At 70.3% G+C, this 25,592-nt stretch carries 28 protein-coding genes; 14 read left to right on the top strand and 14 right to left on the bottom strand.

Annotated features, from left to right (window positions below; genetic code table 11):
• Positions 1-23: 23 nt before the first annotated feature.
• The 3 genes from BM339_RS27215 to BM339_RS27225 are packed head-to-tail and all read left to right on the top strand — an operon-like array spanning position 24 to position 3,028.
• Positions 24-590 (top strand): thioredoxin domain-containing protein, encoded by a 567-nt coding sequence (locus BM339_RS27215; protein WP_075022662.1) that lies wholly within the window; start codon positions 24-26, stop codon positions 588-590.
• Positions 591-599: 9 nt separating this feature from the next.
• Positions 600-2,465, top strand: coding sequence for an ABC transporter ATP-binding protein (locus tag BM339_RS27220; RefSeq protein WP_083597973.1), 1,866 nt, complete (start codon positions 600-602; stop codon positions 2,463-2,465).
• Positions 2,462-3,028 carry a S26 family signal peptidase gene (locus BM339_RS27225; protein WP_075022663.1) on the top strand — a complete coding sequence of 189 codons (567 nt, stop codon included), beginning with the start codon at positions 2,462-2,464 and terminating at the stop codon, positions 3,026-3,028. The genes BM339_RS27220 and BM339_RS27225 overlap by 4 nt, the downstream gene beginning before the upstream one ends.
• On the opposite strand, the gene BM339_RS27230 is transcribed toward BM339_RS27225, so the two are convergent.
• From BM339_RS27230 to BM339_RS27240, 3 genes are all read right to left on the bottom strand, one after another.
• Complete coding sequence (locus tag BM339_RS27230) at positions 2,994-6,095, bottom strand: AfsR/SARP family transcriptional regulator (protein ID WP_075022664.1); 3,102 nt, start codon at positions 6,093-6,095, stop codon at positions 2,994-2,996. The genes BM339_RS27225 and BM339_RS27230 overlap by 35 nt on opposite strands.
• Before the next feature lie 114 nt (positions 6,096-6,209).
• Positions 6,210-6,692 (bottom strand): MerR family transcriptional regulator, encoded by a 483-nt coding sequence (locus tag BM339_RS27235; RefSeq protein ID WP_075022665.1) that lies wholly within the window; start codon positions 6,690-6,692, stop codon positions 6,210-6,212.
• The gene (locus BM339_RS27240; protein ID WP_075022666.1) at positions 6,689-7,066 is read right to left on the bottom strand and encodes a hypothetical protein; all 378 of its coding nucleotides are present in this window, start codon (positions 7,064-7,066) and stop codon (positions 6,689-6,691) included. Before BM339_RS27240 ends, BM339_RS27235 begins: the two co-directional genes overlap by 4 nt.
• 217 nt (positions 7,067-7,283) lie before the next feature.
• Between BM339_RS27240 and BM339_RS27245 the strand changes: the two genes are divergently transcribed.
• Both BM339_RS27245 and BM339_RS27250 read left to right on the top strand, forming a co-directional pair.
• On the top strand, positions 7,284-7,901 hold the full coding sequence (locus tag BM339_RS27245; protein ID WP_021593460.1) for a methyltransferase family protein: 618 nt from the start codon (positions 7,284-7,286) through the stop codon (positions 7,899-7,901).
• Positions 7,902-7,952: 51 nt separating this feature from the next.
• The gene (locus BM339_RS27250; protein ID WP_143118609.1) at positions 7,953-8,312 is read left to right on the top strand and encodes a hypothetical protein; all 360 of its coding nucleotides are present in this window, start codon (positions 7,953-7,955) and stop codon (positions 8,310-8,312) included.
• Positions 8,313-8,327: 15 nt separating this feature from the next.
• On the opposite strand, the gene BM339_RS27255 is transcribed toward BM339_RS27250, so the two are convergent.
• The 3 genes from BM339_RS27255 to BM339_RS51740 form a co-directional block, all read right to left on the bottom strand.
• A complete protein-coding gene (locus BM339_RS27255) occupies positions 8,328-8,753 on the bottom strand; it encodes a ChaB family protein (protein ID WP_021593458.1) in 426 nt (141 codons plus the stop codon).
• 87 nt (positions 8,754-8,840) lie between these two features.
• A complete protein-coding gene (locus BM339_RS27260) occupies positions 8,841-9,509 on the bottom strand; it encodes a cytochrome c oxidase assembly protein (RefSeq protein WP_083597975.1) in 669 nt (222 codons plus the stop codon).
• Positions 9,510-9,570: 61 nt separating this feature from the next.
• On the bottom strand, positions 9,571-9,810 hold the full coding sequence (locus BM339_RS51740; protein WP_256255473.1) for a DUF2243 domain-containing protein: 240 nt from the start codon (positions 9,808-9,810) through the stop codon (positions 9,571-9,573).
• Positions 9,811-10,069: 259 nt separating this feature from the next.
• On the opposite strand from BM339_RS51740, the gene BM339_RS27270 reads away from it, so the two are divergent.
• A complete protein-coding gene (locus BM339_RS27270) occupies positions 10,070-10,249 on the top strand; it encodes a hypothetical protein (protein ID WP_021593454.1) in 180 nt (59 codons plus the stop codon).
• Here BM339_RS27270 and BM339_RS50865 read toward each other — a convergent pair.
• Both BM339_RS50865 and BM339_RS27280 read right to left on the bottom strand, forming a co-directional pair.
• The gene (locus BM339_RS50865) at positions 10,236-10,448 is read right to left on the bottom strand and encodes a hypothetical protein (RefSeq protein ID WP_218163780.1); all 213 of its coding nucleotides are present in this window, start codon (positions 10,446-10,448) and stop codon (positions 10,236-10,238) included. The two genes, BM339_RS27270 and BM339_RS50865, sit on opposite strands and share 14 nt — an antisense overlap.
• 582 nt (positions 10,449-11,030) lie before the next feature.
• On the bottom strand, positions 11,031-11,603 hold the full coding sequence (locus BM339_RS27280; RefSeq protein ID WP_021593450.1) for a hemerythrin domain-containing protein: 573 nt from the start codon (positions 11,601-11,603) through the stop codon (positions 11,031-11,033).
• 219 nt (positions 11,604-11,822) lie between these two features.
• On the opposite strand from BM339_RS27280, the gene BM339_RS27285 reads away from it, so the two are divergent.
• Together BM339_RS27285 and BM339_RS27290 are read left to right on the top strand one after the other, a co-directional pair.
• Positions 11,823-13,028: a hypothetical protein gene (locus BM339_RS27285; protein ID WP_075022670.1), complete on the top strand. Its 1,206-nt coding sequence runs from the start codon at positions 11,823-11,825 to the stop codon at positions 13,026-13,028.
• Positions 13,029-13,152: 124 nt separating this feature from the next.
• A complete protein-coding gene (locus BM339_RS27290) occupies positions 13,153-13,392 on the top strand; it encodes a hypothetical protein (protein ID WP_024935668.1) in 240 nt (79 codons plus the stop codon).
• A gap of 91 nt (positions 13,393-13,483) precedes the next feature.
• Here BM339_RS27290 and BM339_RS27295 read toward each other — a convergent pair whose 3' ends face one another.
• Entirely contained in the window at positions 13,484-14,539 is a 1,056-nt protein-coding gene (locus tag BM339_RS27295) for a LacI family DNA-binding transcriptional regulator (protein ID WP_075022671.1), read from the bottom strand.
• A gap of 46 nt (positions 14,540-14,585) precedes the next feature.
• On the opposite strand from BM339_RS27295, the gene BM339_RS27300 reads away from it, so the two are divergent.
• Complete coding sequence (locus BM339_RS27300) at positions 14,586-15,824, top strand: MFS transporter (RefSeq protein WP_083597977.1); 1,239 nt, start codon at positions 14,586-14,588, stop codon at positions 15,822-15,824.
• A 58-nt stretch (positions 15,825-15,882) separates the two neighbouring features.
• Here BM339_RS27300 and BM339_RS27305 read toward each other — a convergent pair whose 3' ends face one another.
• Complete coding sequence (locus BM339_RS27305; protein ID WP_075022673.1) at positions 15,883-17,118, bottom strand: epoxide hydrolase family protein; 1,236 nt, start codon at positions 17,116-17,118, stop codon at positions 15,883-15,885.
• A gap of 201 nt (positions 17,119-17,319) precedes the next feature.
• Positions 17,320-18,744 carry a rifampin monooxygenase gene (gene rox / locus BM339_RS27310; protein ID WP_218163778.1) on the bottom strand — a complete coding sequence of 475 codons (1,425 nt, stop codon included), beginning with the start codon at positions 18,742-18,744 and terminating at the stop codon, positions 17,320-17,322.
• 497 nt (positions 18,745-19,241) lie between these two features.
• Between rox and BM339_RS27315 the strand changes: the two genes are divergently transcribed.
• From BM339_RS27315 to BM339_RS27325, 3 genes are all read left to right on the top strand, one after another.
• The gene (locus BM339_RS27315) at positions 19,242-20,003 is read left to right on the top strand and encodes an alpha/beta fold hydrolase (protein ID WP_075022675.1); all 762 of its coding nucleotides are present in this window, start codon (positions 19,242-19,244) and stop codon (positions 20,001-20,003) included.
• A 225-nt stretch (positions 20,004-20,228) separates the two neighbouring features.
• Positions 20,229-20,516, top strand: a complete 288-nt coding sequence (locus BM339_RS27320; protein WP_021593442.1) for a putative quinol monooxygenase — start codon at positions 20,229-20,231, stop codon at positions 20,514-20,516.
• 231 nt (positions 20,517-20,747) lie between these two features.
• A complete protein-coding gene (locus BM339_RS27325; RefSeq protein WP_075022676.1) occupies positions 20,748-21,095 on the top strand; it encodes a DUF6086 family protein in 348 nt (115 codons plus the stop codon).
• Positions 21,096-21,190: 95 nt separating this feature from the next.
• Here BM339_RS27325 and BM339_RS27330 read toward each other — a convergent pair whose 3' ends face one another.
• A complete protein-coding gene (locus BM339_RS27330; RefSeq protein WP_256255474.1) occupies positions 21,191-21,814 on the bottom strand; it encodes a DUF5937 family protein in 624 nt (207 codons plus the stop codon).
• Between the two features lie 5 nt (positions 21,815-21,819).
• On the opposite strand from BM339_RS27330, the gene BM339_RS27335 reads away from it, so the two are divergent.
• Complete coding sequence (locus BM339_RS27335) at positions 21,820-22,425, top strand: MFS transporter (RefSeq protein ID WP_244938381.1); 606 nt, start codon at positions 21,820-21,822, stop codon at positions 22,423-22,425.
• Positions 22,426-22,608: 183 nt separating this feature from the next.
• Here the strand turns inward: BM339_RS27335 and BM339_RS27340 are convergent, their stop codons facing one another.
• Entirely contained in the window at positions 22,609-23,184 is a 576-nt protein-coding gene (locus tag BM339_RS27340; RefSeq protein WP_218163767.1) for a TIGR03086 family metal-binding protein, read from the bottom strand.
• 64 nt (positions 23,185-23,248) lie between these two features.
• Here BM339_RS27340 and BM339_RS27345 point away from each other — a divergent pair, with 64 nt between their 5' ends.
• On the top strand, positions 23,249-24,028 hold the full coding sequence (locus BM339_RS27345; RefSeq protein ID WP_075022678.1) for an AraC family transcriptional regulator: 780 nt from the start codon (positions 23,249-23,251) through the stop codon (positions 24,026-24,028).
• Positions 24,029-24,273: 245 nt separating this feature from the next.
• On the opposite strand, the gene BM339_RS27350 is transcribed toward BM339_RS27345, so the two are convergent.
• The gene (locus BM339_RS27350) at positions 24,274-25,467 is read right to left on the bottom strand and encodes an IS110 family RNA-guided transposase (RefSeq protein WP_075022737.1); all 1,194 of its coding nucleotides are present in this window, start codon (positions 25,465-25,467) and stop codon (positions 24,274-24,276) included.
• Between the last annotated feature and the right edge of the window lie 125 nt (positions 25,468-25,592).

Here is a 25,592-nt window from a genome sequence, read left to right on the forward strand (position 1 = left end):
GGCGCCACGAAGGGATCCGTTCGATGATGCCCGCCACCGCCGCGCTGGCTGTCCTGGCACTCGCGGTCAGCCTCCTGGACCTGGTTCTCACGCTCGGCGTGATCCGGCGGCTCCGCGAGCACACCGAGCTGATCTCGAACCTGTCGTCCGGGGGACGGCGACCCTACGCGATCCTCGACGAGGGCGAGACCGCCGGGCCATTCGAGGCCGTCGCCACCACCGGTGAGCCGGTGTCCCGGGACCTGCTGTCCGGCCGGACCCTGGTCGGCGCCTTCACGCCGCGCTGCCCCGCCTGCGAGGAGAAGCTGCCCGCCTTCCTCGACTCCGCGCGGACGTTTCCCGGCGGACGCGACCGGGTGATCGCCGTCGTCGTAGGGCCGGAGGACGAGGCGGAGACCTACCGCGAGCGGCTGGAGCCGGTCGCCCAGGTCGTCGTCGAGCCGCCGGCGACCGGTGCGGTCGGCACGGCGCTGGCGCTGGAGTCCTTCCCCGCGTTCGGCGTCCTCGACCAGTCCGGAACGGTGGTCGGCAGCGGCGTGGAGCCGGACGGGGCGCCCGCCGGCGCCTCGCCCGCCGGCACCGGCGTGTGACCGTCGCTCATGGGCGACAGTCTGGGCGGGGCCAGGACGGGGCCCAGGGCCGGTGCCGCCAGGATCGGGCACGCGCTGGCCCTGGCCTGGCGCGCCGGCCGGTACCAGATTCTCGGCTACGGGACGCTGGAGCTGATGGCGGCGGTCGTGCCGGTCGCGGTGGCGTGGCTGACCAAGCTCGCGCTGGACGCGATCGTGGGACCCTCCGCCGGTGACCCGGGTCTGGCCTGGATGGGCGGCGGGCTCCTGGCCGCCGGGGTGCTGGCCGCCGTGCTGCCGCATCTGTCCCGTTACCTCCGGCAGGAGCTCGAACGCCGGATCGGCCTGACCGCCCAGGACCGGCTCTTCGCGGCGGCCGAGCGGCTCCCCGGTCTGGCCAGGTTCGAGGACCCGGTGTTCCTGGACCGGCTGGCGCTGGCCCAGGGCGCCGGCGGCAGCACGCCCGGCATGGTGGTGTTCGGCGTGCTGGCCGTCTGCCGCGGCGCGATCACCATCGTCGGGTTCCTCGGCTCGCTGCTGCTGATCAGCCCGTGGCTGGCGGTGGCGGTGACGCTCGCGGCCGTCCCCGCGCTCGCCGCCGAACTGCGCCTGTCCCGGCTCCGCGCGGCGATGATGTGGCGGATCACCCCGATGGAGCGGCGGGAGATCTTCTTCCAGCGGATGCTGTGCAGCGCGCAGGCGGCCAAGGAGCTGCGCCTGTTCGGGACCGCCCGCCATTTCCGCGGGCTGATGACGGCCCAGCGGCGGGAGGCCAACGTGGAGCGGCGCCGGATGGACCGGCGCGACCTGCTCACCCAGTCCGGCCTCGGGGTGCTGGCCGCCGGGATCGCCGGGACCTGCCTGCTGTGGGCGCTGTTCACCGCCCGATCCGGGGGCTTCACGGCGGGCGACGTCCCGCTGCTCATCGCCTCCGTCGCGGGCGTCCAGGCCGCCGCGGCGTCCCTGGTGAGCGAGGTGACACAGGCCGACCACAAGCTGGTGCTCTTCGACCACTACCTCACCATCACCGCGGGCGGGCCGGACCTGCCGGTGCCGACCGAGCCGCAGGCGGCACCGCCGCTGCGGCGCGGTATCGAGCTGCGCGGGGTGTGGTTCCGCTACACGCCGGAGCATCCCTGGGCGCTGCGCGACCTGAATCTCACGATCCCGCACGGCCGGTCGGTGGGCCTGGTGGGCCGCAACGGTGCTGGCAAGAGCACGCTGGTCAAGCTGCTGTGCCGGTTCTACGACCCCGACCGCGGCGCGATCCTGTGGGACGGGGTGGACCTGCGCGACATGGACCCGGCCGAACTGCGGTCACGGATCGGGGCGGTGTTCCAGGACTACATGGAGTACGACCTGACCGCGGCCGACAACATCGGGCTCGGCGACCTCCGCGACCGGGACCGCGACCGCGTGCAGGCCGCCGCACGACAGGCCGGGGTGGACGACGTTCTGGCCGCTCTGCCCAACGGCTACGACACGCTGCTGTCACGCCTGTTCTCGGCCAAACCCGGAGATGACGACCCCGACGTCGGGGTTCCCCTGTCCGGGGGACAGTGGCAGCGGCTGGCGCTGGCCCGCGCCTTCCTGCGCGACCAGCGGGACCTGCTGATCCTCGACGAGCCCAGCTCCGGCCTGGACGCCGAGGCCGAGCACGAGATCCACACACGGCTGCGCGAGCACCGCGCGGGCCGGACCAGCGTGCTGATCTCCCACCGGCTCGCGGCCGTCCGCGACGCCGACCTGCTCGTCGTCCTCGACCAGGGACGGATCGTGGAACAGGGCACCCACACCGAGCTGATGGCGGAGGACGGGAAGTACGCCCGCCTGTTCACGCTGCAGGCCGACGGCTACCAGCCGGACCACCCGGTCGTGGACGTGCCGGCACCATGACCTGGATCGCCCTCGCCGCCGCGGCCGCGCTCGCCGGGACCGCCGCGCTCATCGCCTGGCTGCGCCGCCGCTACGTCGTCATCGACGTGGACGGCCCGAGCATGCAGCCCACGCTCCACGAGGGCGACCGCGTTCTGGTGCGGCGCCGTCCGCTGGGCCACGTCCGGGCCGGCGACATCGTCGTCGTCAAGAAGGCCGCACGCCACCGGGCGGCCCGCCGCCCCGGCATCGCCGCGCTCGCCCGGCCGAGGGTCTCCGGGCGTCTCTCCCGCCACAGGTGGGTGATCAAGCGGGCGGCCGGGGTGCCCGGAGATCCGGTGTCGGCGGCGATGGCCGCGACGGTCTCGGTCGCCGCCGACGTCACCGTGCCGGACGGGCGGCTGCTCGTCCTGGGCGACAACCCCGACCGCAGCCTCGACTCCCGCCACTACGGCTACCTTTCCGGCGACGGCGTGCTCGGGGTCGTCGTCCGCCGGCTGGAGCCCCGGGGGAAGGAGCCCGTCCATCACCGAGCCGCCGGCCGCCGTGTCAGCCGCCCTTCCCGCGGCATCCGAGGGCGATGAGGCTGGCGTGGACGTCCGCGGCCTTGACCTCGCCCTCGTAGGCCAGGCCGAGGTCGTGGAGAATGGTCAGAGCGCGCTCCCAGTGGTGGCAGGCGCGGTCTCGGTCACCGAGCGCGTGGTGTGCGCGGGCCAAGCCGTCGTGGGCGCGGGCCTGTTGTCCTTGCTGGTGGAGGTTCCGCGTCATTTCGAGGGCCCGCTCGTGCAGGTTGAGCGCCTGGCCGGACCGGCCGGTCGCGAGGCATGTGTTGCCGAGACCGTAGAGCGCCTCGAACTCGTAACTGCGTACTCCGATGTCCCCGGCGAGGTCGAGGGCTCGTTCGTAGTACCCGGTGGCGCGGTCGAATTGCTCCCGGAACCGGTAGGTGTGGCCGAGTCCGCACAGCGCCTGGACCTCTCCGGAGCGATGGCCGATCTCGTCGGCGATGTCGAGCGCCTGCTCGTAGCGGTCGATGGCGCCGTCGTACTCCGCTCGCACCCTGTGGGCGTGGCCGAGCCCGCACAGTGCCTGGAGTTCCCCGCCGCGGTCGCCGATCTCGCGGGCGATGCGGAGCCCTCGGCTGAAACAGCGGGTCGTCTCCTCGTGCCGTCCCGTCTGGTAGTGCAGCAGCCCGAGCGTGCAGAGGACCTGGAGTTCGCCCCTGCGGTCGCCGATCTCACCGGCGAGCCGGAGGGCCTGCCCGAGGATGTCGGTGGCCGGTCTGTTCCGGCCGGCCAGGTAGCGGCTGCGGCCGAGACCGCGCAGCGCGGCGAGTTCGCCGCCGCGGTCGCCGATCTCGCGGGCGAGGGCGAGGGCACGCTCGTGGCCTTCGGTCGCCGCCGCCAGCCGGATGGTCGCCTGGTACGCGTCGGCAAGGCCGATCGTCGCCCACATCTCGCCCGCGCGATCACCGGTCTGGAGAGCGGCGTCACGGGCCCGCTCGTGCAGGGTTTCGGCGTGCGAGAAGTGCCCCCGGGTGTGCAGGTGGAGCTGGAGCGTCCGGGACAGGCCGAGGACGTGGCCGGGCGCGTCGTGGTCCGCGGCGTGTTCGGCGGCTGCGAGCAGGTTGGCGAGCTCGGCGTCGAGCCAGGCCGCGGCCTGGGGCGGTGTGGCCGGCCTTGGAGCGGATCCGACCGCCGGTGCGGCATCGCGCCGCTGCGGAGTCCGGGGTGCGTAGAGCACGTCCACCGCCAGGGAGGCGGTCCGCGTGTAGTGGTCGAGCAGGCGGGCGAGCGCGTCCTGGCGGTCCGGCTCGCGTTCCTCTTCCCGCGCGATCCGCATGGCGTGGAGGCGGACCAGGTCATGGAACGTGTACCGGCCGGGGGCGGTCTCGTTGAGGAGCTGGGCCTCCAGCAGATCGTCGAGCGCCTCCTCGGCGCGCTCCCGGGGCATGCCGGTCAGGGCCGCGGCCGCGTCCGTGCCGAAGGCGGCACCGGGATGCAGGCCGAGGAGCCGGTAGGCACGCCGATGCCGGGCGGTGAGGTGACGGTACGACATGTCGAGGGCGGCGCCCATGCTTCGCTGCCCGGCGTGGAGTTCGGCCAGGCGCCTGTCGTGGTCGCCCAGCCGCTCGATGAGCTGTTCGGCAGTCCAGGCCGGGTGCGCGCGCAGGCGGGCGGCCGCGATGCGGATGGCCAGGGGCAGCCGCCCGCACATGTCCACGATCTCGCTCACCAGGGGCGACCGGGCGGTCAGATCGTCCCGTCTGACGGCGCGGGCGAACAGGTCGGCCGCCTCGGAGAGGGACAGGACGCCGACCGACATCAGATGCGCGTCGTCGAGACCGGCCAGGCGGTGCCGGCTGGTGATCAGCGTCAGGCATCCGGGCGTACCAGGCAGCAACGGCCGTACCTGGACGTCGTCGGCGGCGTTGTCCAGCAGGAGCAGCACCCGCCGTCCGGCCAGGGTGGAGCGCAGCATCGCGGAGCGGTCCTCCAGATGGGCCGGAATCCACTCGCCCGGCACCCCCAGGGCGCGCAGCATCCGTTCGAGCGCACCGGCCGGATCGAGCGGGGCGACGCCGGGGGTGAAGCCGTGGAGGTCGAGGAAGAGCTGACCGTCCGGGTAGTGAGCGGCGAGACGCTGCGCGGCCTGCACCGCGAGGGCGGTCTTGCCGATCCCGGCCATCCCGTCGATCGAACCGATCACGACCGTCCCGGCGTCCGGCAGACCGGTGAGTTCGGTCAGCTCGCCGGCGCGGCCCGTGAAGACCGGGGAAGCCGCGGGCAGCTGACGCGGCGTCAGGCCGGATCTCGCCGATCCGGCCGGGCCATGGGGCGCCGTCCGCGGGGCGGGATCCAGTTTGGACCAGGGGGGAGGCGCCGGCCGGTCCAGGGAGGGGTCGTTGCGCAGGATGCCGAGGTGGAGCCGCTGCAACTGGTCGCCGGGGTCGACCCCGAGCTCGTCGCTCAGCCGCCGCCTGACCTCCTGGTAGAGGGTGATCGCATCGGCGGTCCGCCCGCTGCGATGCAAGGCGAGGATGAGCTGTGCCGCCAGATGCTCCCGGAACGGATGGCGGTCGACCAGCTCCGTCAGCTCGGCGACGATCTCGGCGTCCTCGCCGCAGGCCAGCGAGGCGTCGTACATCTCCTCCAGCGTGGTCAGCCGGAGCTCGGTGAGTCGGCCGACGGTCGCGGCGATGGAATGGCTGGGAGGCACGTCGGCGAACGGGGCACCGCGCCACAGCCGGTGCGCCCGCCGGAGCGTGGCGAGACGATGCTCGACCCGCCGCGTCCGCTCGTCCTCCCGGGCGTCCGCGACGAGCTTCTCGAAGACGTGCAGGTCGAGTTCTTCGTCGTGCACTTTCAGGAAGTAGCCCGGCTTCCGGGTGATGATCCGCTCGGCCGCCGCCCGCCCGGCCTCGCCGGCCCGCAGCGTCCGCCGGATCCGGGAGACGTGACCGCGCACCAGCGCCCGTGCCTGCGCGGGCGGCCGGTGCGGCCAGAGTTCGTCGACGAGCTGGTCCACGCCGACCAGGTCGTTGGCGTGCACCAGCAGGACGGCCAGCACGGTGCGGTCCTGCGGGGCGCCCAGCGGCAGGGACGTGCCGTGGTCGCCGACGACGAGCGGTCCGAGAACGCCGAATCGCACGTGCACCTCCGGCGAGAACGGTCTTCGCCATTCTGCCCGCGACGCACCGCCTTCCAGCGCTCTCCGGGCAAGCGTCCCCTCGATGCCCGGTCAGTGTCCGCAGTGTGCCCCTTCTCACCCGGTGGCGCCGGGATCGGCGGCCCTTTCGCCGGACGGGCCGGCGGCCAGGCCGGCGAACGGCAGGGGGCAGTCCTCTTCGGCGGCGCAGGCGACCAGGTCATCGCATCCGGCCTCCAGGGCCTGGCGCAGCGTGCCCGCGATGACCCGCAGGTCGCCGATCTTGGCTTCGACCTCGGCGAGCTTGCTCCGGGCGCGGCTCTGCAGCCCCGCGTCGGCCCGCCGGTGCCGGTGCGTGCCGGCCTCCAGCAGCTCGGCGACCTCGTCCAGGGTGAAGCCCAGCCGCTGCGCGGTCTTGATCACGCGCAGCAGCGTCACCGCCTCGGCCGGGTACAGCCGGTGCCCGCCCGGGCTGCGGTCCGGCTCGCGCAGCAGGCCGCGCCGCTCGTAGTAGCGCAGCGTCTGCGGGCCGATCCCGGCGGCGGCCGCGACCTGCCCGCTGCGCAGCCGGCCGTCCGGCTCCACGGCGGGACCGGTCATGGCCGTGCCTCCGGGGAGGCCGCGCTCATCCGGGTGGCGCGGCTGGTCAGCGCGTCCAGCACCCCGGAGTGCCGATCACCGGCACTGACGTCGAGGGTCAGCTCGCCGCCGGTCGCGGTGAGGGTGAAGGTGAAGAAGGAGCAGCAGCCGGTCTCCCGCGCGGCCAGCTCGGCCGCCCGCCCGGCCACCTCGGGCCCCGGGCGCAGCACCAGCCGGACCCGGCCCGGTCCGTCCGGCCGCACCTCCCGCACCGCCTCGGTGAACAGCGCGTCGAACTCGGCCACCCGCAGTGGCCGCTTGGCCGTCGGCAGGGTGCACGCCTGCGGCGCCCACCCCTGGTCGTTCTGCCCGGCCGGTACCTGGTGGAGTTCCATGTCTTCGACGGTAAACCCGTACCTCGGTACCGGATGCAACCCTTCGCCGCCGACCGGGTCGTCGCGCTGTGCCGGCGACGCGGACGAGACCGGGTGGCCGAGGTCGGCCCTCCGGAGCTGGTGCGCACGACCCCGGGACCGCTTATTCTGCGAATCCTTCCGCGTCCGCTGATCTTGATCCGCTTCCTTTCTTCCCTCGACGATCCCGGAGGGCATCGTGGCGATCGGCGCGTTGGTCATCTATCTGTTCTGGGCCGGGCTCGCGTTCGGGCTGCGCACCTGGGTGCAGTGGCGCCGCACCGGCGACACCGGCTTCCGCGGCGGCGGCCTGGCCAAGGGCAGCACGCAGTGGTGGGCCCGGGTGCTGTTCACCGCCGCCCTGCTCATCGGCGCCGCGGGCCCCATCGCCGCGCTGGCCGGGCTGCCCGCCGTCGGCTTCCTCGACCATCCCGCCGTCCAGGTGGCCGGTGCCGTGCTGGCCGTCGCGGGCCTCGCGGGCACTCTCGCCGCGCAGGCCTCGATGGGCTCCTCCTGGCGGATCGGGGTGCAGGAGGACGAGCGCACCGAACTGGTCACCGCGGGCGCGTTCGCGCTGGCCCGGAATCCCATCTTCACCACGATGGCCGTCACCGCGGCCGGGCTGGCGGGCATGGTCCCCAACGCCGTGACGCTGTTCGGCCTGGTGCTGACCATCGTGGCCGTCCAGATGCAGGTCCGCGCCGTCGAAGAGCCGTACCTGCTGAGAGCACACGGCGACGCCTACGCCGCCTACGCCGCGCGGGTCGGCCGGTTCCTGCCCGGCATCGGCCGCCTCGCCCCGGACACACATCGGTGACGCCCCCTCGGGCGGCGATCCCACTAGAGGAATCGGGCGGTGAGAGACGGTATGCCGATTCAGCCGTCTGGTGGCGGGGTACTGAAGATCGGGGCCACTGCCGTCGAATTCCAGGAGTTCGTTGTGCTGATCCTCACGGGTGCGGCCGCCGCCGCGATCCGCAACCTGTCGTCGCAGTCGGGGCTGGCGCGCGACGGCGGGATGCGCATCGCACCAGGGCACGATGACCCCTCGCTTCTCACCATGGCCGTCACCGACCGCCCCGCGTCCACCGACGAGGTGATGGAGATCGACGGAACCCGGCTGTTCCTTGAGCCGACCACCACCGCGGCCCTCCGGGGCAAGGTGCTCGACGCACGGATCGGCGAGCACGGTCACGTCGTCTTCGTCATCAACGCGCCCTCGCGCTGACCGGCGCGGCGGCCGTCATGATCGTGACCGGGCGCTCTCCCGGTCGTTCGCCTTCTGGATGGCCTTCACGAGCTCCTTCTTCGACATCGTCGAGCGGCCGGAGACGTCCAGCTTCTTCGCGACGTCGTACAGGTGCTTCTTGGAGGCGTTGGCGTCGACACCGCCCGCGGTCTCGCGCGACGTCCCCACGCCGCCCTCGGCCTGCTTGTCGGACGGGCCCTTCGCGCCCTTCTCCTTGGGCTCCCAGTGGTCGCCGACCTTCTCGTGAGTGTGCTTGAGCGCCGCGTACGCGACCCGATGGGCCCGCTGCCCTTCGCCGTACTCCTCGACGGCCGAGTCGTGCGCCTTGGCGAAGGTGCGCTGTGCCTTGGCGTCCGACCGCTTGATGGTGTCGGGAAGCTCGCTCTTCTTGGCCTCTCCCTTGCGGGTGCTCTTCGGCATCCTTCTGACTCCTGCGTCGCTGCGGATTCTTGGGCGCCTGCGTACCCGTTGCACACCGATATCCACATGTCACCGGTTCTGTGCCGCTCAATGGACGGGTGAAGCCGGCGGCGCGGGCTGGACGGTGTGCCGGGCGGGACGCCACGTGGCGACCAGGGCGGCCGCGAGAAGAAGCTCGGCGATGTCGCCGCCGTAGTACATGAGCTCGGCGCCGCCGCGGACCTGGGCGATGGGCGCGTGGACGCCGATGAGGAACCCGCCGTACATGAGCTGGGAGATGGTGGCGTGCGCGGCGACGGCCACGCCGAGGACCACCAGCCGGACCGGGACGCCGGGACGGCTGGGGGCCGGGTCGGGGCCTGCGATGACCCAGGCGAACAGGAAGCCCGAGGCCAGGAAATGGACGTGCAGTGCATCGTGCAGCACTGTGTGTTCCATGGTGGCGTTGTAGACGGGCGTGAAGTACACCGCCGCCAGGGTTCCGACAGTGAGCGCCAGCGCGGTCACCGGATGGGCCAGGACCCGCAGGACTCTGCTGCGCAGGGCCCGGGTCAGTCGCCGGGCGTGGGCCGCGGGGACGGCGCCCAGGACGACCGTGATCGGGGCGCCCGGGACCAGGAACAGCGGCGCGTACACGCCGATGATCAGATGCTGGAGCATGTGACCGCGGAAGTCGCGGCCGGCGAAGGCGTCCACGGGCGGCGACACGGCGACCGCGAGCAAAGCGCAGCCGGCCAGGAAGAATCCGGCGCACACCAGGCCCGGTCCCCGGACCGGATTGCGGCGGCGATCAGCACGCCGCCCAGCAGCAGGAATCCTACGTCCCACCAGATCCGGTGAGGGCCCTCGCGGAGGTGGTGGATCCCCAGGATCTGGTGGTCGATCGTTGGTGGGTGACCCGGGAGTACAGGACGGCGAGTCCGGTCAGTACCGACAGCCAGCAGACGACATGGAAGATCCCGTCCCACACCGTGTTCATCTCCAGCCCCGACACGGTGTGCGGGGAGTAGAACTTCAGGATTCCGTCGACGAATCCGCCGAGCCCTACTCCCAGCACGATGCCCGGCGATCGCAGGCTCGCCGGCAGGTGCCTTCGGTCATCTTTCGCGAGATCGCGGTCATCCGTCCTCGTTTCGGCTTCATGGAGGCGCGGCGCCCGTGCGACCATCGGCCGCGTCGATGGCGGGTGAGCGCTTGGAGGCTGGGCGCGGCCGTCCAAGCGGCGGTCGGTCGGTGTCGTTAGAGCTGGATGTGGCCGGGTAGCCGTAGCGCGACGGCCGGGCCGACCGGCGACTAAAGCGACAGTGGGGGGGCGGATGACCACGCCAGAGGAGAACGCGCCGAAGACCGAGGACACCGATCGGGTGATGAATTCCGACCGGGACCCTGATCAGAACTCCGAGCCGCGTCCCGACGTGCGGACCGAGCTGGGCGCCGAGCTCGAAGACAAGATGGCGGAGAAGGGACTGTCGCGAGACGACTTCACCGAGTCCTGAGCCGATCCTGATCGAGGGGCGCCCCCGTTAGGTGCGGCGCGTCGTCCAGAGGCATCTCGTGGGTGGCGAGGTGGCGCGTGCTCAGTTCTCCCTTGGCGATGCGTTCCAACAGCTTGGGGATGTAGCGCTGCCCGTGCATCTGGGCGCCGCGCAGGGCGTAGATCGCCTCGCGGACGGCGGTCGGCCGGTCGGTCTGCATCCGGAGCTGGTGTTCGACCTGGTCGTAGACGTGCTCTTCGCCAACCGCTCGGGGAACATGGCCTGGGTGATGCCCGGGTTGTGTTGGAGTTGTCGCACAGCGACCGCAGGTCGTTGGCGCAGTACCAGCACCGCCCGCAGCCGCGCATCGCGGGGATGTACCCGCCGATCAGGTGCAGGTCGGAGCCGCAGGTCGTCCCGGCGGTGACCTTGACGATGACGTCCTGGTCGTTGCGGATCCGCGGCTCGGGGACGTCCTCCACCCGCAGCCTGTTCACGCCTTCCCAGCACAGGGCCTTCACAGCCGTCCCTCCCCGCCCGCGCGCCGGGTCGCGAGGCCCACCAGCTTCCCGCCCGGTGTGGGACGCGTGGTGGGGGGGCGCGTCCGCCCGCAGGATCTCGCCGGTTTCGATCAGGGACTTGGCCTCGCGCAGCGCCCGCCGGACGCGCTGCCGGGGATCGTCGCCCGTCAGGCGCTCCAGCGTCCCGGCGGCGGTGCTCTCGCGCAGCCGCGCGGCGAGCGCGGCGGCCGTGGCCAGGGCGCGTTTCATGGCGTCTCCAGACTGGATCGGGCCGTCACCGGTCACTTGCCGTCGCGGGCGTCGCGGATCATGTCGCGGACGCGGTCGACCACCGCGGCAATGGGTCCGGCGAGCAGGTTCTTGGTGGCGGTCTCGGTGCCGGGGTGGGGCCGGGTGGGTGCGGTGGCCTGGGCGGCACGGACGGCGGCGGCGAAGCCTCTGAGCTGGGCGGGGCTGAACTCGTCCTTGAGCCGGTCGAATTCGTAGCGCTCTTCGGCGCGGGCGTGGGTGAGGACGTCGATGCGAAGTTTGTCGACCGATTTGAGGAAACGGGGGTCGTCGGTGTCCATGCCGTCCAGTTCGGCCAGCAGTTCCTTGGCCTCGCGCTCTTCGGCCAGCCGGTCGTCCACGATGCCGTCGCCGCCGGGCAGCCGCCGGGCCATCGGGTGGATGAGTTCTTCTTCGGCGGTTTCGTGAATGGCCAGGAGTTTGACCAGATCCTGGAAGGCGTTCTTGCGGTCGTCGCCGTCGGTGTGCAGGACCTCGTCGAACAGGTCCCGGATCTGGCCGTGCTGAGCGCGCAGCAGGTCGACGACGTCTCCGGTGGTTTCGGCGTTGGCGGGCGTGGTCTGCATGGATGTCCCCTGCTCGGTGGTGCGGGTCCGGTGGTACCCGCCGGGCCGTACCCGAGGCCGCCGCCCCTATGCGGCCCCATTCGGTGGAGGTGGACTGGGATGTCCACTCGGTGACAAAGGTCGTGTAATGCCGGGCCGGCGCAGGTGCGGAACGTCTCGTGCCGGGTACCGGCAGCGGGTGTCGCATCCGATCTCGTCTCGAGACGAAAGGTGAGCCTGGTGGCCTTCAACCCGCTCGAACACCGCGGTATCCCGCTGGACGACCAGTTGCGGAACTGGGCGCAGCTGGACGTCGCCCCCGTCGATCCCGACGCCTCCGATCCGTACACCAAGTGCCGGATCATCACGATGAACGGGATCGAGGTGGAGGCGATCATGTTCAGCCACCACTTCGCCCGGGTCTGCCCGGACGTGGAGGTCAAGCAGCAGCTGGCCGCGGTGCGCTACATCGAGGCGCAGCAGCAGAAGGTCGTCAACTGGCTGCTCCCCGGCCAGGCCTCGGTGCTGGAGACCACCATCAGCTACGAGCAGGTCGCCGTCGACCTGACCGGCTGGGTCGCCCGCCAGGAACCCGACCCCTACCTCAAGCAGGCCTACAACTTCGGGCTGCTGGAGGACTTCGACCACCTGTACCGGTACTCCAACCTGTACGAGATGATCGAGCACCGCAAGGCCGAGAAGGTCATCGACCAGCTCACCGAGGTCATGCCGGGCCGCCCCGGCTACCTGCAGCACCGCAACCCGCTCGACAACGTCCGCGAGCCCTACGACCGCGCGGCCGCCGAGCCGATCTCCAAGCTGCACGCGCTGACGATCATGTCGGCCGAGCAGCAGACGATGAACTTCTACATGAACGTGGGCCCGATGTACATGGAGCCCATCGCCCGGCAGCTCTACCAGGAGATCGGCCTCGTCGAGGAGGAGCACGTCACCCACTACGAGTCGCTGGTGGACCCAGGGGAGACCTGGTGGGAGCGGCTGGTCAACCACGAGTACAACGAGTGCTACATGTACTACTCGTTCATGCAGACCGAGTCCGACCCCCGCGTCAAGGGGATCTGGGAGCTGCACCTGAACATGGAGCTGGAGCATCTGCGGATCGCCTGTGATCTGATGCGCCGCCACGACGGCCGCGACCCCGAAAGCGTCCTGGCGCCGCAGTTGCCCGAACCGGTCACCTTCGAGCCCAACAAGCAGCTGCTGCGCGAGCTGCTGGCCACCCAGATCGACTGGACGACCCTGGGCACCGGCTACGTCCAGGAGGCCCACCAGCGGTTCGAGGCCTACCAGGACAAGATCAACGCCGAGCGCGGCGCGCAGGAACGCGTCATCGACGAGCACCGCGACAAGTTCGGCGACGAGTACCGCCTGGAAACCGACGGCCCCCACCCCGTCGAACGCCTCCGCGACAAGCCCGCCAGGTGACCGTCCTGCCGGGGCGGTCCCGCGATGAGCACCACCGCCGCGGCAACCGCGAAGGGCGCGCATGGGGCACCCGTGGACGGGTAGTGGGGCGCCATAGCAGCCGAAGAACGGAATGGTGAGGACCATGAGCACGACACACGAGCAGGAGACCGGTGGCGTCACCGGCACCAAGGACAAGGACTACAACCTTGTCTGGTTCGTCGAGCAGTGCCTCAGCAACGCGCTGCGCCTGGAGACCTACATCGCCGACGCCGAGCGCGCCGGCGACAGCGAGCTGGCCGACCTGTTCCGCCGCGCCCAGACCGAGAGCCGCAAGGGTGCCGAGCAGGGCAAGGACTTCCTGCGTCGCCGCATGACCGGATGACACCCGGGGACGCCGGCGGTTGACGCGTGCGGCGTCCCAGCCCAAGCCCGGTCGACCGCGGTCGGCCGGGCTTTCGGCGTCACGCGGCTCCCTACAGGCGCGTGCTGCCTCGGCGGACGATGGACCACGAAGCGATCTCGGTGCCGCCGGGCTTCTGCCCCAGCGCCGCGTGCGCGCATGCCGCGCCCTGGTCGCGCAGCGACTGCGCGACCGTCGTCAGGCCGAGCCGGGCCGCCACCGCCGCGTCGTCCCACCCGGTCACCGCGACATCGTCCGGTATGGCGCGACCGGCGGCGCGAACCGCGTGGACGACGCCGGCCGCCTGCTGGTCGCTCATGGCGGCGATCGCGTCGGGCGGCGCGGCGGAGGCGAGGAGCGACGCCGCGGCGCGTTCGGCCTCGGCGGTGTCATTGCGTGCGCAAACCGCGATGACGACATCGCGCCACGCGATACCGGCCGCCTCGATCGCCTCCCGGTAGCCGTCCAGCCGGTCCCGGGTCACCGGGAACAAGATCTCCGGCATGTCCGCGCCGCCGATGACCATGCCGGCGCGCTCTCGGGAAAGCGGAAAGCTCACGATCGCGGGACGTTCGGCGCCCGCGAACGCGACCGTGCCCACCGCGCGTGCCGCGGCGCGGTTGTCGATGCTCACCAACCCCATGCCCCGGACGGACGGCCCGCCGTGGACCACCGCCGGACGTTTCATCGCCTGCACGGCGGCCAGGACCGGATCGTCGTCGGATGTGGTCCAGACGATGAACCCGTCCACCGCGGCCTCGGTGATCCGCGAGATGTCCTCGGCGGCACCGGTGATCGGCAGGATCGTCATGCCGTAGCCGTGATCGGCGCAGACGTCGGCCACCCCCGCCAGGAACGACACCGCCTCCGGGTCCTCGAACGCGTAGCTCAGATGCTCGCCCATCACGACCCCGAGCGTGCGGGAGCTGCCGCGGCGCAGCGACCGGGCGCTCGGGTCCGGTCCGGCGTACCCGAGCCGGTCCGCCGCGGCGAGCACCTTGGCCCGTGCCTCGTCCGATACGCGGCTCGGCCGGTTGTAGGTGTAGGAGGCGGTCATGACCGACACCCCGGCCAGCTCGGCCACCTGCGCGAGGGTCACCCGCTTCGAGCCTCGGGACGACGCTGCCATGCGGCCAGCGTAACGGTCCCAATGGGGGCTGTGTATCGTTACACATATGAGTTCCCGCTCACCCCGTCGCATGATCATCTCGGTGGTCGTGGCCTTTGCCGTGTTCGGTGCGTTCTGGGGGGTGTGGGGAGCCTCCGTCCCGCGGGTTCAGCACCAGGCCGGGGTCAGCGACGGGCAGCTCGGTTTCGCGCTGCTGTTCGTGGGCGCGGGCGCCCTGCCCGCGATGCTGCTGACGGGCAGAGCGCTAGATCGATGGGGCCTGGCGGTCTCGGCCGTGCTCATCGCCGCCCTCGGCGTCGCCGGCGCCGCGCTGGCACTGACCGCGGTGGACGCCGCGAGCCTGTGCGCCGGACTGGCCGTCGTCGGTGCCACCAGCGGGGCGGCGGACGTGTCCATGAACGCCGCCGCCGGACGGGCCGAGAAGATGGCGGGCCGTCCCGTCATCACCCGGGCCCACGGCGTCTTCTCCAGCCTGGTGGTCTTCGGGAGCCTCGCCACCGGGCTGGCGTCGGCCGCGTCGCTACCGCTCGCGGTCCCTTTCGCGGCGGTCGCCGTCCTTTCCCTGCCGGCCGGTGCCTTCTTGTTCAGGGCGCTGCCCAGCCATGCGTCCACCGAGCGGAGCCCGACCGCCGATGCGGCACCATTCGGACGCCGCGATATCGTCCCGTACCTGCTCATCGGGGTCCTGGGCGCGCTCGCGTTCGCCGGCGAGAACGCGCACCAGAGCTGGAGCGCGGTCTTCGCGCACGAGGAGCTTCATTCGAGCACGGGGTTGAGCGCCGTCGCGCCCGCCGTGTTCGCGGGCACGGTCGCGATCACCCGGTTCTCCTTCGGCGGCCTCAAGGCCGAACATGCTCGGACCGTCCTGCTCGCCGGCGCGTCGGCCGCCGCTGCCGGCGCCGCCCTCATCGCCGTCGCACCCACGCTGCTCATCGCCGGGCTGGGGCTGGCGGTGGCCGCCGCGGGGACCGCGGTGCTGTTCCCGACCCTCCTCGGCGTCGTCTCGCGGAACGTCGACGAGTCCCGCCGAGGCCGCGCCACGTCGGTCGTCACGACCGTCTCCTACCTCGGCTTTCTCGTCGGTCCGGTCTACGTCGGACTGTGGGCCGACGCGGTGGGACTGCGCGGCGCCATGGTCGCGGTCGCGGCCCTGGCGGTCGGCCTGCTCGTCCTCACTCCGGCGCTGCTGCACCTCAGCGGCTTCGGTCCCCGAGGCGTGGACGCGTCGGCACGCCAGACGCCGATGAGCCCTCGGAGGGAGAGCCGACTCGGAGCCAAGCGGTAGTCCACACGGCTCCCGTGGCGGCGTCCGGGAGCGGGCGAGGCCGCTGACCTGGAATTGTTCAGGGCCTGCGGCCCTGGAAGGTGCGGCGCAGGTCGCTCACCCAGGCATCCGGGTTCTCCCAGGGGATGAAGTGGCCGCCGTGGTCATGGGCGTTGACGTTGACATGGTTGAAGTACCCGGCCAGCGGGCCCGCCTTGAACGCCCGGACGCGCTCGTCGGCGGTATGAATGCCGGGCGGGTTCTCGTACGAGACGAAGGTGAGCCCGACCGGGGCCTCCACGACAGGGGTGCGGTCGTGGGCGGGGACCCAGGGGTAGCGGTTGGCGTTGGCGTAGTAACGCATCGACGTGGCGATGGAGTTGTTCACCCAGTAGATCGTGGCGTGGGTGAGCAGGTCGTCCTTGGTGAAGACGGACTCGACATCGCCGCCGTTGTCGCTCCAGGCGTTCCAGCGCTCCAGCAGCCAGGCGAGCAGGCCGGCGGGCGAGTCGCTCAGCCCGTGGGCCAGCGTGGCGCCGTCGAGCATGTGCACGGTGAGATGGGACGCCCAGCGGTGGTCCATCTCGATGATACGGGCGCGGACGTCGTCCGGCTGGTCGTCGGTGAGGGGCCGGTTCCGGGCGAAGTCCCAGGCGCGAGGTCCGGAGAAGAAGTCGAGCGGCAGCCCGGAACCTATGTGGATGCCGTACAACTCGTCGGCGTACTTGTGGCCGAGCTGGCTGGAGACGATCCCGCCGATGTCGCAGCCCCCGGCGGCGTACTTCTCGTAGCCCAGGGTCCGGGTCATCAGGGTGTGCCAGAGGTCGGCGACCTTCCAGAAGTTCACGTCCGGGAAGCCGGTGAGCGGGCCGGGGAAACCGAAGCCGGGCAGTGACGGCACGATGACGTCGAACGCGTCCGCGGGGTCACCGCCGAACGCGCCCGGGTCGGCGAGCGGATCGATCACCTTCGACCAGTGCCAGAACGTCCACGGCCAGCCGTGGGTGAGGATCAACGGGATCGGGCGGGGCCCGCGGCCGGGCTTGCGCATGAAGTGCACTGGGACGCCGGCGACGTCCACCTGGTAATGCTCGTAGACGTTGATGGTGGCCTCGGCCTTGCGCCAGTCGTAACCGTCCCGCCAGTAGGCGACCAGCCCGCGGAGATAGCCGTCCGGCACGCCGTAGGACCAGTCCTCGTTCCCTTCGTCCAGCGGCGGACGCGTCAATGTGAGACGGGCGCGCAGGTCATCAAGGGCCTCGTCTGGCACGTGGATCGGTGCCGGCTCCAAGGGAAAGTCGTGCGAGGAGGTCATGGCGTGGTTCCTTAACTTGGGAAGCGGTGCCGCCGGCCTGCCGACGATCGATCGCCGACAGGCCGACAACGACATGCTGTCCCCGCCCCTCCACCGCCGCAACCAGCGACGAGCCCGCGCAACATCGGGTCGGGGCGCGATAGCAACCCATGCCGGAGACCCCGCCATGACTCCTCACGCCCGCGCGGTTCGCAGGCGAGATCAGGTGGCGGGCTCGCCGAACCAGCGGGAGAGGTGGGCGTCCAGGTCCTGCTGATCGTCGCCGATCCAGGCGACGTGACCGTCAGGACGCAGCAGGATGCACGGAGCATCCAGCGCCGCAGTGGGATCCGCGAGGTGGTCGACCCGGTCTGACCAGCCACCGGCTGTCAGGCGTCCGGTGCGGTCCAGCAGCAGGCCGCGGCCGCGATGCAGCAGATCGTAGAGGCGGCCCTGTTCCACGTCGATGTCGCGCAGGCGGCGTCCGAGCAGATCGGGGCCCTCGCCGAAGTCGTAACGGATACCGGTCGCGGTGATCTTCTCGATCAGGTGGCGGTTCACCTCGTCGAAGTCCATCAGTTCGGCGAGCAGCCTGCGCACGGCCTGCGGGCCCGGTTCGGGGGAGAGCAGTTCCATCTGGGCGCGAGTGTTGTCCAGCACATCCTCGGCGACCGGATGACGCTCGGCCTGGTAGGTGTCGAGCAGTGCTTCCGGCGCCCAGCCGCGGATCTGCGCGGCCAGTTTCCAGCCCAGGTTGAACGCGTCCTGGACGCCCAGGTTGAGGCCCTGACCGCCGATGGGCGGGTGGATGTGCGCCGCGTCCCCGGCCAGCAGCACCCGGCCGACCCGATAGCGCTCGACCAGCCGGGTGGCATCGCCGAAGCGGGACAGCCAGCGGGGGGAGTGCACGCCGAAATCGGTTCCGGCGATGGCGCGCAACTGCTGTTTGAAATCGTCCAGGGTCGGTGGTTTCGCGCGATCGCTGACTCCTGCGGCGGGGACGACGACGCTGTAGACCTTTTCACCGAAAGGCCTGAGCCAGAACTGCCTCTGAGTCTCGCCGATCTCCCTGACCTTGGCCGCGATCTCCTCCCGCGGCGCACCCACTTCCATCTCGCCCATCAGCGTCTCGGACCTGGAGGGCACGCCGGGGAAGCCGACGCCGAGCAGTTTGCGCACCGTACTGCGCGCGCCGTCACAGCCGACGAGGTAACGCGACCGAAGCCGTTCCCCGTCGGCCAGCTCGACGGTCACGCCCTCGTCGTCCTGCGTGAAGTCGGCCACCGCACAACCGCGCCGGATCTGCGCACCCAGCTCGATCGCATGCTCTTCGAGCAGGCGAACGATGACGGGCTGCGGGATGCCCAGCAGATAGGCGTGGGCGGAGTCCAGCCCCCCGGGCGCGGGTTTGTTGATGGCGGCGAAGAAGCCGCCCGCCGGACGCTGCCTTCCGTGTTCGAGAAGGCGGTCCAGCAGCCCGCGCATGGCCATCAGCTCAAGACTGCGGATATGCAGCCCGACGATGCGGACGAACGACACGGGCTCGGTTTCCTTCTCCAGAAGGAGCACCCGTACATCGTGCAGCCGCAGCTCCGCGGCCAGCATCGCACCGGTCGGCCCGCATCCGGCGATGATCACGTCGAACATGAGGAGTGCGCCACCGGGGGAGGCCGACCGCCGTCCGGGGACGTCGTGCTTGGCCGCATCGTTCGACGACGGCTCGGGGGTGAACTGCGAAGGGTCCATAGGTATTGCCTTTCGGGAGTGCCATTGGCGAGGCGCTCCCGGCGACACCTACGTCAATCGCCCGACCGTAACGGGAAGGGGGAGCACCCCCATCGATACAGCGTTCATGGGGACTCACCTCCTCGGTCAGCGTCACGGCCACCCGCAAGCTACAGCCCACCCCTCACCCCGTCCAATCCTTTTCCACCCACATGACGACAACTCCATCCGACGTGCGGGAATCCGACGCAGCGCCCCAGCCGTCCCCGAGCCTCGCCGCGCGTGCGCGGCCGACGTGCCTGGGCCACGCGCGCAGTCGCCCTGCGCCGAAGCCACCTGCATCACCCTTCAAGACCCGATGACTTTCGCCGGCATCGATGGTCACCACCTTGGGCACTCACACCACCGGGAGGATTCATATGTCGCAGGGCGCGTACGCATCGGTGAACGGCATCGAGCTCTACTACGAGGTGCACGGAGCGGACCACCCCGGACTTCCGCTGATCATGCTGCATGGCGGCGTGCAAACGTTCCACCTGAGCTTCGACACGTTGCTGCCGGAGCTGACCAAAGACCGTCAGGTGATCGGTGTCGAGCTGCAGGGGCACGGTCACACCGCCGACGGCGACCGCCCGTTCAGCATCGGGCAATGCGCGGCCGACGTGGTGGCGTTGCTGGATCACCTGGACATCGACCGGGCCGACTTCTTCGGCTACAGCCTGGGCGGGCTGGTCTCGACCGATGTCGCCGTCAGCCATCCGGAACGGGTCGGCCGGGTGGTGCTGGCCGCGTCGCACTTCCGCCCGGACGCGTACTACCCGGAGATCACGGCGCCGGAGCAGGACTCGCCCCGGCTGCCCACCGAGGAAGAAGGCGCGGCCATGTATCAGGCTTACATCGAGGTGGCGCCCGACCCGGACCATTTCTCCGCGTTCCTGGAGAAGATCCAGCCGGCCGTGCACGCCTTCGAGCCATGGACGGACGAGCAACTGGCTCGACTGACGATGCCGATCTTGATGATCATCGGCGACACCGATTTCGTCCGGCCCGAGCACGCGGTCGAGATGCACAACCGGTTGCCGGACTCGCAGCTGGCGATCCTGCCCGCAACCAGGCACATGGAGGTCGTCGAGCGCGCCGACCTGGTGCTACCGATGGTCAAGCCCTTCCTGCGCCGCTGACACCCCTGAGCCGTTGCCGAGCCGGACCAATCGACGGGGTTCACGGAGAAAGCGACGCGGTGCCCCAGCGGCCTCGCTTTCCCGAACGGGCACGCTCATGGCCCCAAAGGGGCGCTGTCTCTGATCTGGCATGGATGCCGGGGCTGCTTGATCGCCGATGAGTTTCGCTTCGGTCGACGGTCACCATCAGTGACAGCCCGTTCGAAGTCAGCCGAGGAGCAGCGCATGGTAATCGTCGCAGGACACATCATCGTCGACCCGCAGCAGCGCGAGTCCTATCTCGCGAGCAGCGTGAGCGTCGTGGAGTCGGCCCGTCGTGCACCCGGCTGCCTGGACTTCGCCATCTCCGCGGACCTGATCGATGCGGGTCGCATCAACATCTTCGAGCGCTGGGAGTCGCAGGCGGCCGTGGAGGCGTTCCGAGGCAATGGCCCCAGCGACGAGCAGAGTGCCGCGATGCTCGCTGCCTCCGTGGCCGAGTACGACGTCGCTGACGTGCGCTCACTGATCTGAGCGGAGCGCGGACGGTGTAGTACGTAGTGACGTCCCGAAAGCGCCTGTGCGGCTCCCCCCCGCCGCCATCCTGAATACCTCGTCACGAGGGGCTTTGAAAAGCGCGTCGATACAAGCCGACCACGAACAGGAACTCGGCGCCGATCACCTGTTCCGATCAGAAGTAGAATCGGCCGCCGAGAGGTTGCGTTTAGGGCATCCGGACGAACAGATCCTGCTGGAGCGGTCATAGTGAGTTACATCTTCGACATCGACGACGAGACAGTCTGGAGTCCAGCACTACGGGTCGGGAGACTGTACGTTAACCTTGCAGAAGCAATCGCCCGTACTCTGGAGATTCCAACGGGCTTGGAGGCGGTTGCCGAAGACATGTACGACATCAACACCGCTGTCTTCAGTGACTTCACCCGCACCCTCATGTCCGCACGCCACGTCGTGGCTCAGGAATTGCTGCGTGGTGTACTAATGACGTCCCTGGTAATGCTTCAACGAGGCGGCGTAGAGATATCCACCGACAGTGAAGATCAAGAAGCCTTGTGGCATGTTCTTCCTGAGTTCGCGAGAAGAATGCCGACGTGACCACGCATCCAGTTCCAGCACCTCCTCCCCTCCCGACCGAGTCGGACGATGTTGCGAAGGCGACGATCGCTCACGTCCTGGCGGACCGGAGGTATTCAGCGCAGGACGGCGAGGTGACGGGAGACCTCCGAGGGCGAAAGTTCCCAGGCATTGGCCAGCTCACCGGTGGTGTGCGGGCCGCGGGCCAGGGTGCGCAGCAGCCGCAGGCGCACCGGATGCGCGAGTGCCTCCAGCCGTAGCGTGACCGTTTCCAGCGATACGGGCTCCGATGGACTCGGCTCGGCGACGGGGTACTGGACCACGGGCCGCCACCCAGGCGCGTGAATCGCCACCAGGTGCGGGCGGCCGAAGACGCTGGGAACGAACGTGACCCCGGTGTCGTGGGCGGCGATCGCGTCGTCCTGCAACTTGTCCACGACGATGCAGGTGGCGTCCGGCGCCAGGGTGACGGCGCTGGAAACCGACGCGAGTGCCGCCTCGACGCCCTGGCGTTTCAGCAGGTCGTTCTTCAGGCGCAGGTCGGTGGCGAGTTGCACGGCGACGCCCGTCCAGGCGGCGTCGAAGAAGGCCTCGGCGCACTGTTCGAGGGTGTGACGCACCCGCGCCCGCACGGCGGCCGGGTCCGCGAGCAGCCGTTCCGCGAAGGCCTCCTGGAGCGCGCCGCGGGCCTGGGCGAGGTCCAGGGCCCGCTCGCGCGCCGTCGCGTGACGAGCCCGCACCCCGCATGTTCGCGCTACTCGCCGCCAACGTGGTCTACGTCTTCTGCCTCAACGTCCCCGAGATCGCGATCCCCCTGGTCTTGGTGACGCAATTCCACGCATCCCCGGTGTGGTCGGCAGCCGTCTTCGTCGCCAACACGGTGCTGGTCGTCACCCTGCAGGTGCCGGTCACCGTCCTGATGTCCCGCTTCTCCCGACGGACCGTGCTGGCCCTTTCCGGCGTGGTCCTCACCGCGTCCTACCTGGGCTTTCTCGCGGCCACCTCACTGGGACGCGGCTGGGGCGCCCCGGCCATCGCCGCAGTGTCCGTACCCTGCACCATCGGCGAGATCCTCTACGCCGGCAGCGCCACCGCGCTTGTCACCGCACTCGCCCCACCCCGCGTCCTAGGACGCACCATCGCCCGCTTCCAACTCTCCACAGGCTTCGGTCTCGCCGTCTCCCCGGCGGTCATCACCGCTCTCGCAACTCGCGGCCCAGCCGCCCTCTGGGGCACCCTCGCCACCGCGACACTCCTCTCAGCCTCCGCCGTAGCCACCGAAAGACCAAGAAACACGCCCGACCAGCCGCTGACGCCAGCCGCGAACAGGCGCGCGAACTCGACGAAGTAGCGACGCACGCCCGCTCACGAAGCTCATTGAAGGGATCGGGCGCCATCCCCGCCCAGCACGTTCGGCACCCGCAGCGGCAGCGCGACCGATGAGGCATGTATCAAACTGGCCGCGTTGCCCCGGGGGCCCCGTCGCAGTGGACGGGCGCCCCCCTGCAACGGCGGCGAGCCGACCGGCCGACGGTCAGCGGGTGCTCGGTCGCCATCCGGGATCGCGGCCCGAAGCAGCAAGCGCCCGCTGGAAGGGCGACGCGTTCTCGCCGACAGGCACAGGGTCGGCGAAACCGTCGTACTGGCGGTACATCTCGGCGTACTTCTCCACGACCTGGAGGATGAACCGGCCGGTTTCGGGTGAGATGCGATACTCCTCGCCGGCGGCCTTCGCGACGTCCCAGCCGTGCAGGGCCATCTCCATGATCATCATCACGGCGATGTCGGCGGCGGGAGTGCCGGCGATCTCCCCGTCCCACACGGACGGGTCCGCCCAGGCCGCGACCGCGCGGTCGAGTTGGACGGCGTACTCGTGCGGCCAGGCGGCATCGGCGGTGAAGTCGCGCTCCGTGAGATCCTCCGGAAGCTCCTTGCGCAGCGCACGGTGCTCAAGCCCGTGGGATGTGTAGAGCACCAGGTGGTTCACGAGCGTCCGGAGGTCGAACTCTCCGCACGGGGTCGGATCCGTGAGCCGGTCCGGCTGGACCGTATGGGCGACGCGGGCCGCCTCGGATGCGCATTCCTTCATGTAGGCGTGGTTCTCATTCACACGCTGCACGTTACGAGAGCCCGTGGGAGCACCTCTTGGACAAACGCGCCAGTACCCTGGTCACGTGGGTGATCTGGGACGAGGGGTGCTGTACCCGCGCGAGCAGGCGAGTGTCGCCACCATCGACAGGGCGTCTCCGAGCCCCACCCTGGCGCGTTTCGTGGACTTCTACTGGCACGTCCGATGGCGGACGGACCAGCCGTACGAGACGAAGGTGCTATCGCACCCGAACGTTCATCTCGTCTTCGAGGAGCCGTCTCCGCTGATCTACGGCGTGGACCGGACGTTGTTCGTCCGGCGGCTTGAGGGGCGGGGCCAAGTCCTCGGCGTGAAGTTCCGCCCCGGCGGTTTCCGGTCGTTCACGGCAGGGCCGGTCATCGACCTCGCCGACCGCAGGCTCCCCGCCGCGGACGTCCTCGGCCCCGACGTGGAGGACGTTAGCCGGGCCGTTCTCCAGCACACCGATCTCGGCGCGATGGTGAAGCCGGCCGAGGAGTTCCTCCGGGAAGTCCTTCCCGAACCAGATCCCGTAGCCGAAGAAGTGGCCGGAATGGTCGACGCCATCACCGCCGACCCCAATCTGTTCCGGGTCGATCAAGCGGCGGAGGCGCTGCATGTCTCCGTCCGAACCCTGCAGCGATTGTTCGCCGAGTATGTGGGCGCGAGCCCCAAGTGGGTGCTCCGGCGAGCACGTCTCCACGAGGCCGCGGCCCGCGCCGACCAGGGCGGCCACATCGACTGGGCCGCGCTGGCCGACGACCTCGGCTACTTCGACCAGTCACACCTGACCCGCGACTTCACCGCAGCGATAGGCATCTCCCCGGCCAAGTACGCCGGTGTTTAACCGGGGCGGCCACCCCGTCGCTCTCGGCATCCAGAGCGACAGACACTTCGATCTTAGGAAGTACGCCTTGTCGGCCACCCGCCCTAATGCGGCTGCTCAGTGAGCCTTTTCAGCGGCTGATTCCGGGGCGCTGATCACAGCATGGTCGCGGACGGCGTGAGCGGTGCGGGACATCAAGAAGCCCCCAGTAGCACGGTTGATCTCTCACAACCCCCGTCCCCCACCAGAGGCATCTCAATGTCCTGTCAAGCGGCCACTGTCGGTGGGACTGCTGTGTAGCGGCGGCGGTCTCTCGACATGGCCCAGAGGACATCGACTCGGCGGCGTGCGAGGCTGAGGACGGCCTGGACGTGGGATTTCCCTTCGTCTCGTTTCCTGCGGTAGTACTCCTGTGAGGGGCCGGGTCTGGACATGGCCGTCTGGGCTGATAGGTAGAAGATCCTGCACAGACGTCGGTCGTAGTGAGCGGGGCGGTGCAGGTTGTTGAGCCGCCGCCCCGAGTCGTTGGGCACGGGGGCGATCCCGGCGTGGGCCGCGAGGTGCCCTGCGTTGCGATAGCTCGACAGGTCCCCGGTCCGCGCGATGAGCTCGGCGGTCAGAAGTGGTCCCATGCCCGGCAACGACTGGATGATCTCGGCGGTCTCGTCTCCAGCGAGGACCTCAGTGATCTCCGCGTCGAGCTGCTTGACGCGTTCGTCCAGGTCGAGGATCTGCTGGGCGAGGTCCGCGACGAGCCTGGCGGCCCGAGCCTCGCCGGGCAGGATCGTCTGCTGCGCACGACCGGCCATGACCGCGCGTTCGGCGATATCGGCCGCGGAGCGTACCTTGCGGCGCACCAGCCAGTCGGTCAGCCGCTTCACCCCGATGCGGCGCAACGCGGCAGGCGTCTGGAAGCCGGTCAACAGCACCAGGCCGGTCCGGGACTTGTACTCGAATTCGCGTTCCAGGGCCGGGCAGATGCCGACCAGCAGTTCACGGAGACGGTTGATCATGCGGACCCGATGGCTGGCCAGGTCGCGACGGCAGGAGGTGAGGAGTGCGAGCTCGTGAATCGTCTCTGGCGAGGTCGTGATCAGCCGGAACCCGGACCGCATCCGGGCGACGTCGGCGATGACCTGGGCGTCTTTGGCGTCGGTCTTGCCCTCGCCCGCGAACGCCCCTGCCATGCGGTTCACCGTCCGGCCGGGCACGTACACCACCTGCTGGCCATGGCTCACCAGCAGGGCCAAGAGCAGCGCCGACAACCGACTTGAGATGTCGACCGCCCACCGGACCTCGCCGGCCCATTCGCAAGCTGCGGCGACCATGGCCAGGATCGCTTCTTCGTCGTTGGCGACCTTTCGGGACAGCAGTCGCCGACCCTCGTGGTCGACGGCCACCGCCCAGTGGTGGGCCTTGCCGACATCGACTCCGACCCAGACTCGCTGGACTCTCAACAGGGGGTTCCTTCCCACGTCAGGCTATGCCTCTGTGGTCCAAGGAACGCCCCGCCGACGAAGCCATAAACAGCGATGATCCGCAGCTCTCAATCAGTGGCCGAAGCGTCCAGGGGGCGGGCGGCCTT

This window comes from Actinomadura madurae, assembly GCF_900115095.1.
GTDB lineage: Bacteria > Actinomycetota > Actinomycetes > Streptosporangiales > Streptosporangiaceae > Spirillospora > Spirillospora madurae.

What these genes read in the sequence shown, in the direction of transcription:
- BM339_RS27215 (WP_075022662.1), top strand. Translation starts at nt 24, where the DNA reads ATGATGCCCGCCACCGCCGCGCTGGCTGTCCTGGCACTCGCGGTCAGC.
- BM339_RS27220 (WP_083597973.1), top strand. Translation starts at nt 600, where the DNA reads ATGGGCGACAGTCTGGGCGGGGCCAGGACGGGGCCCAGGGCCGGTGCC.
- BM339_RS27225 (WP_075022663.1), top strand. Translation starts at nt 2,462, where the DNA reads ATGACCTGGATCGCCCTCGCCGCCGCGGCCGCGCTCGCCGGGACCGCC.
- BM339_RS27235 (WP_075022665.1), bottom strand. Translation starts at nt 6,692, where the DNA reads ATGACCGGTCCCGCCGTGGAGCCGGACGGCCGGCTGCGCAGCGGGCAG.
- BM339_RS27240 (WP_075022666.1), bottom strand. Translation starts at nt 7,066, where the DNA reads ATGGAACTCCACCAGGTACCGGCCGGGCAGAACGACCAGGGGTGGGCG.
- BM339_RS27250 (WP_143118609.1), top strand. Translation starts at nt 7,953, where the DNA reads ATGCCGATTCAGCCGTCTGGTGGCGGGGTACTGAAGATCGGGGCCACT.
- BM339_RS27255 (WP_021593458.1), bottom strand. Translation starts at nt 8,753, where the DNA reads ATGCCGAAGAGCACCCGCAAGGGAGAGGCCAAGAAGAGCGAGCTTCCC.
- BM339_RS27270 (WP_021593454.1), top strand. Translation starts at nt 10,070, where the DNA reads ATGACCACGCCAGAGGAGAACGCGCCGAAGACCGAGGACACCGATCGG.
- BM339_RS50865 (WP_218163780.1), bottom strand. Translation starts at nt 10,448, where the DNA reads ATGCAGACCGACCGGCCGACCGCCGTCCGCGAGGCGATCTACGCCCTG.
- BM339_RS27280 (WP_021593450.1), bottom strand. Translation starts at nt 11,603, where the DNA reads ATGCAGACCACGCCCGCCAACGCCGAAACCACCGGAGACGTCGTCGAC.
- BM339_RS27290 (WP_024935668.1), top strand. Translation starts at nt 13,153, where the DNA reads ATGAGCACGACACACGAGCAGGAGACCGGTGGCGTCACCGGCACCAAG.
- BM339_RS27295 (WP_075022671.1), bottom strand. Translation starts at nt 14,539, where the DNA reads ATGGCAGCGTCGTCCCGAGGCTCGAAGCGGGTGACCCTCGCGCAGGTG.
- BM339_RS27300 (WP_083597977.1), top strand. Translation starts at nt 14,586, where the DNA reads ATGAGTTCCCGCTCACCCCGTCGCATGATCATCTCGGTGGTCGTGGCC.
- BM339_RS27305 (WP_075022673.1), bottom strand. Translation starts at nt 17,118, where the DNA reads ATGACCTCCTCGCACGACTTTCCCTTGGAGCCGGCACCGATCCACGTG.
- rox (WP_218163778.1), bottom strand. Translation starts at nt 18,744, where the DNA reads ATGTTCGACGTGATCATCGCCGGATGCGGGCCGACCGGTGCGATGCTG.
- BM339_RS27315 (WP_075022675.1), top strand. Translation starts at nt 19,242, where the DNA reads ATGTCGCAGGGCGCGTACGCATCGGTGAACGGCATCGAGCTCTACTAC.
- BM339_RS27320 (WP_021593442.1), top strand. Translation starts at nt 20,229, where the DNA reads ATGGTAATCGTCGCAGGACACATCATCGTCGACCCGCAGCAGCGCGAG.
- BM339_RS27335 (WP_244938381.1), top strand. Translation starts at nt 21,820, where the DNA reads ATGTTCGCGCTACTCGCCGCCAACGTGGTCTACGTCTTCTGCCTCAAC.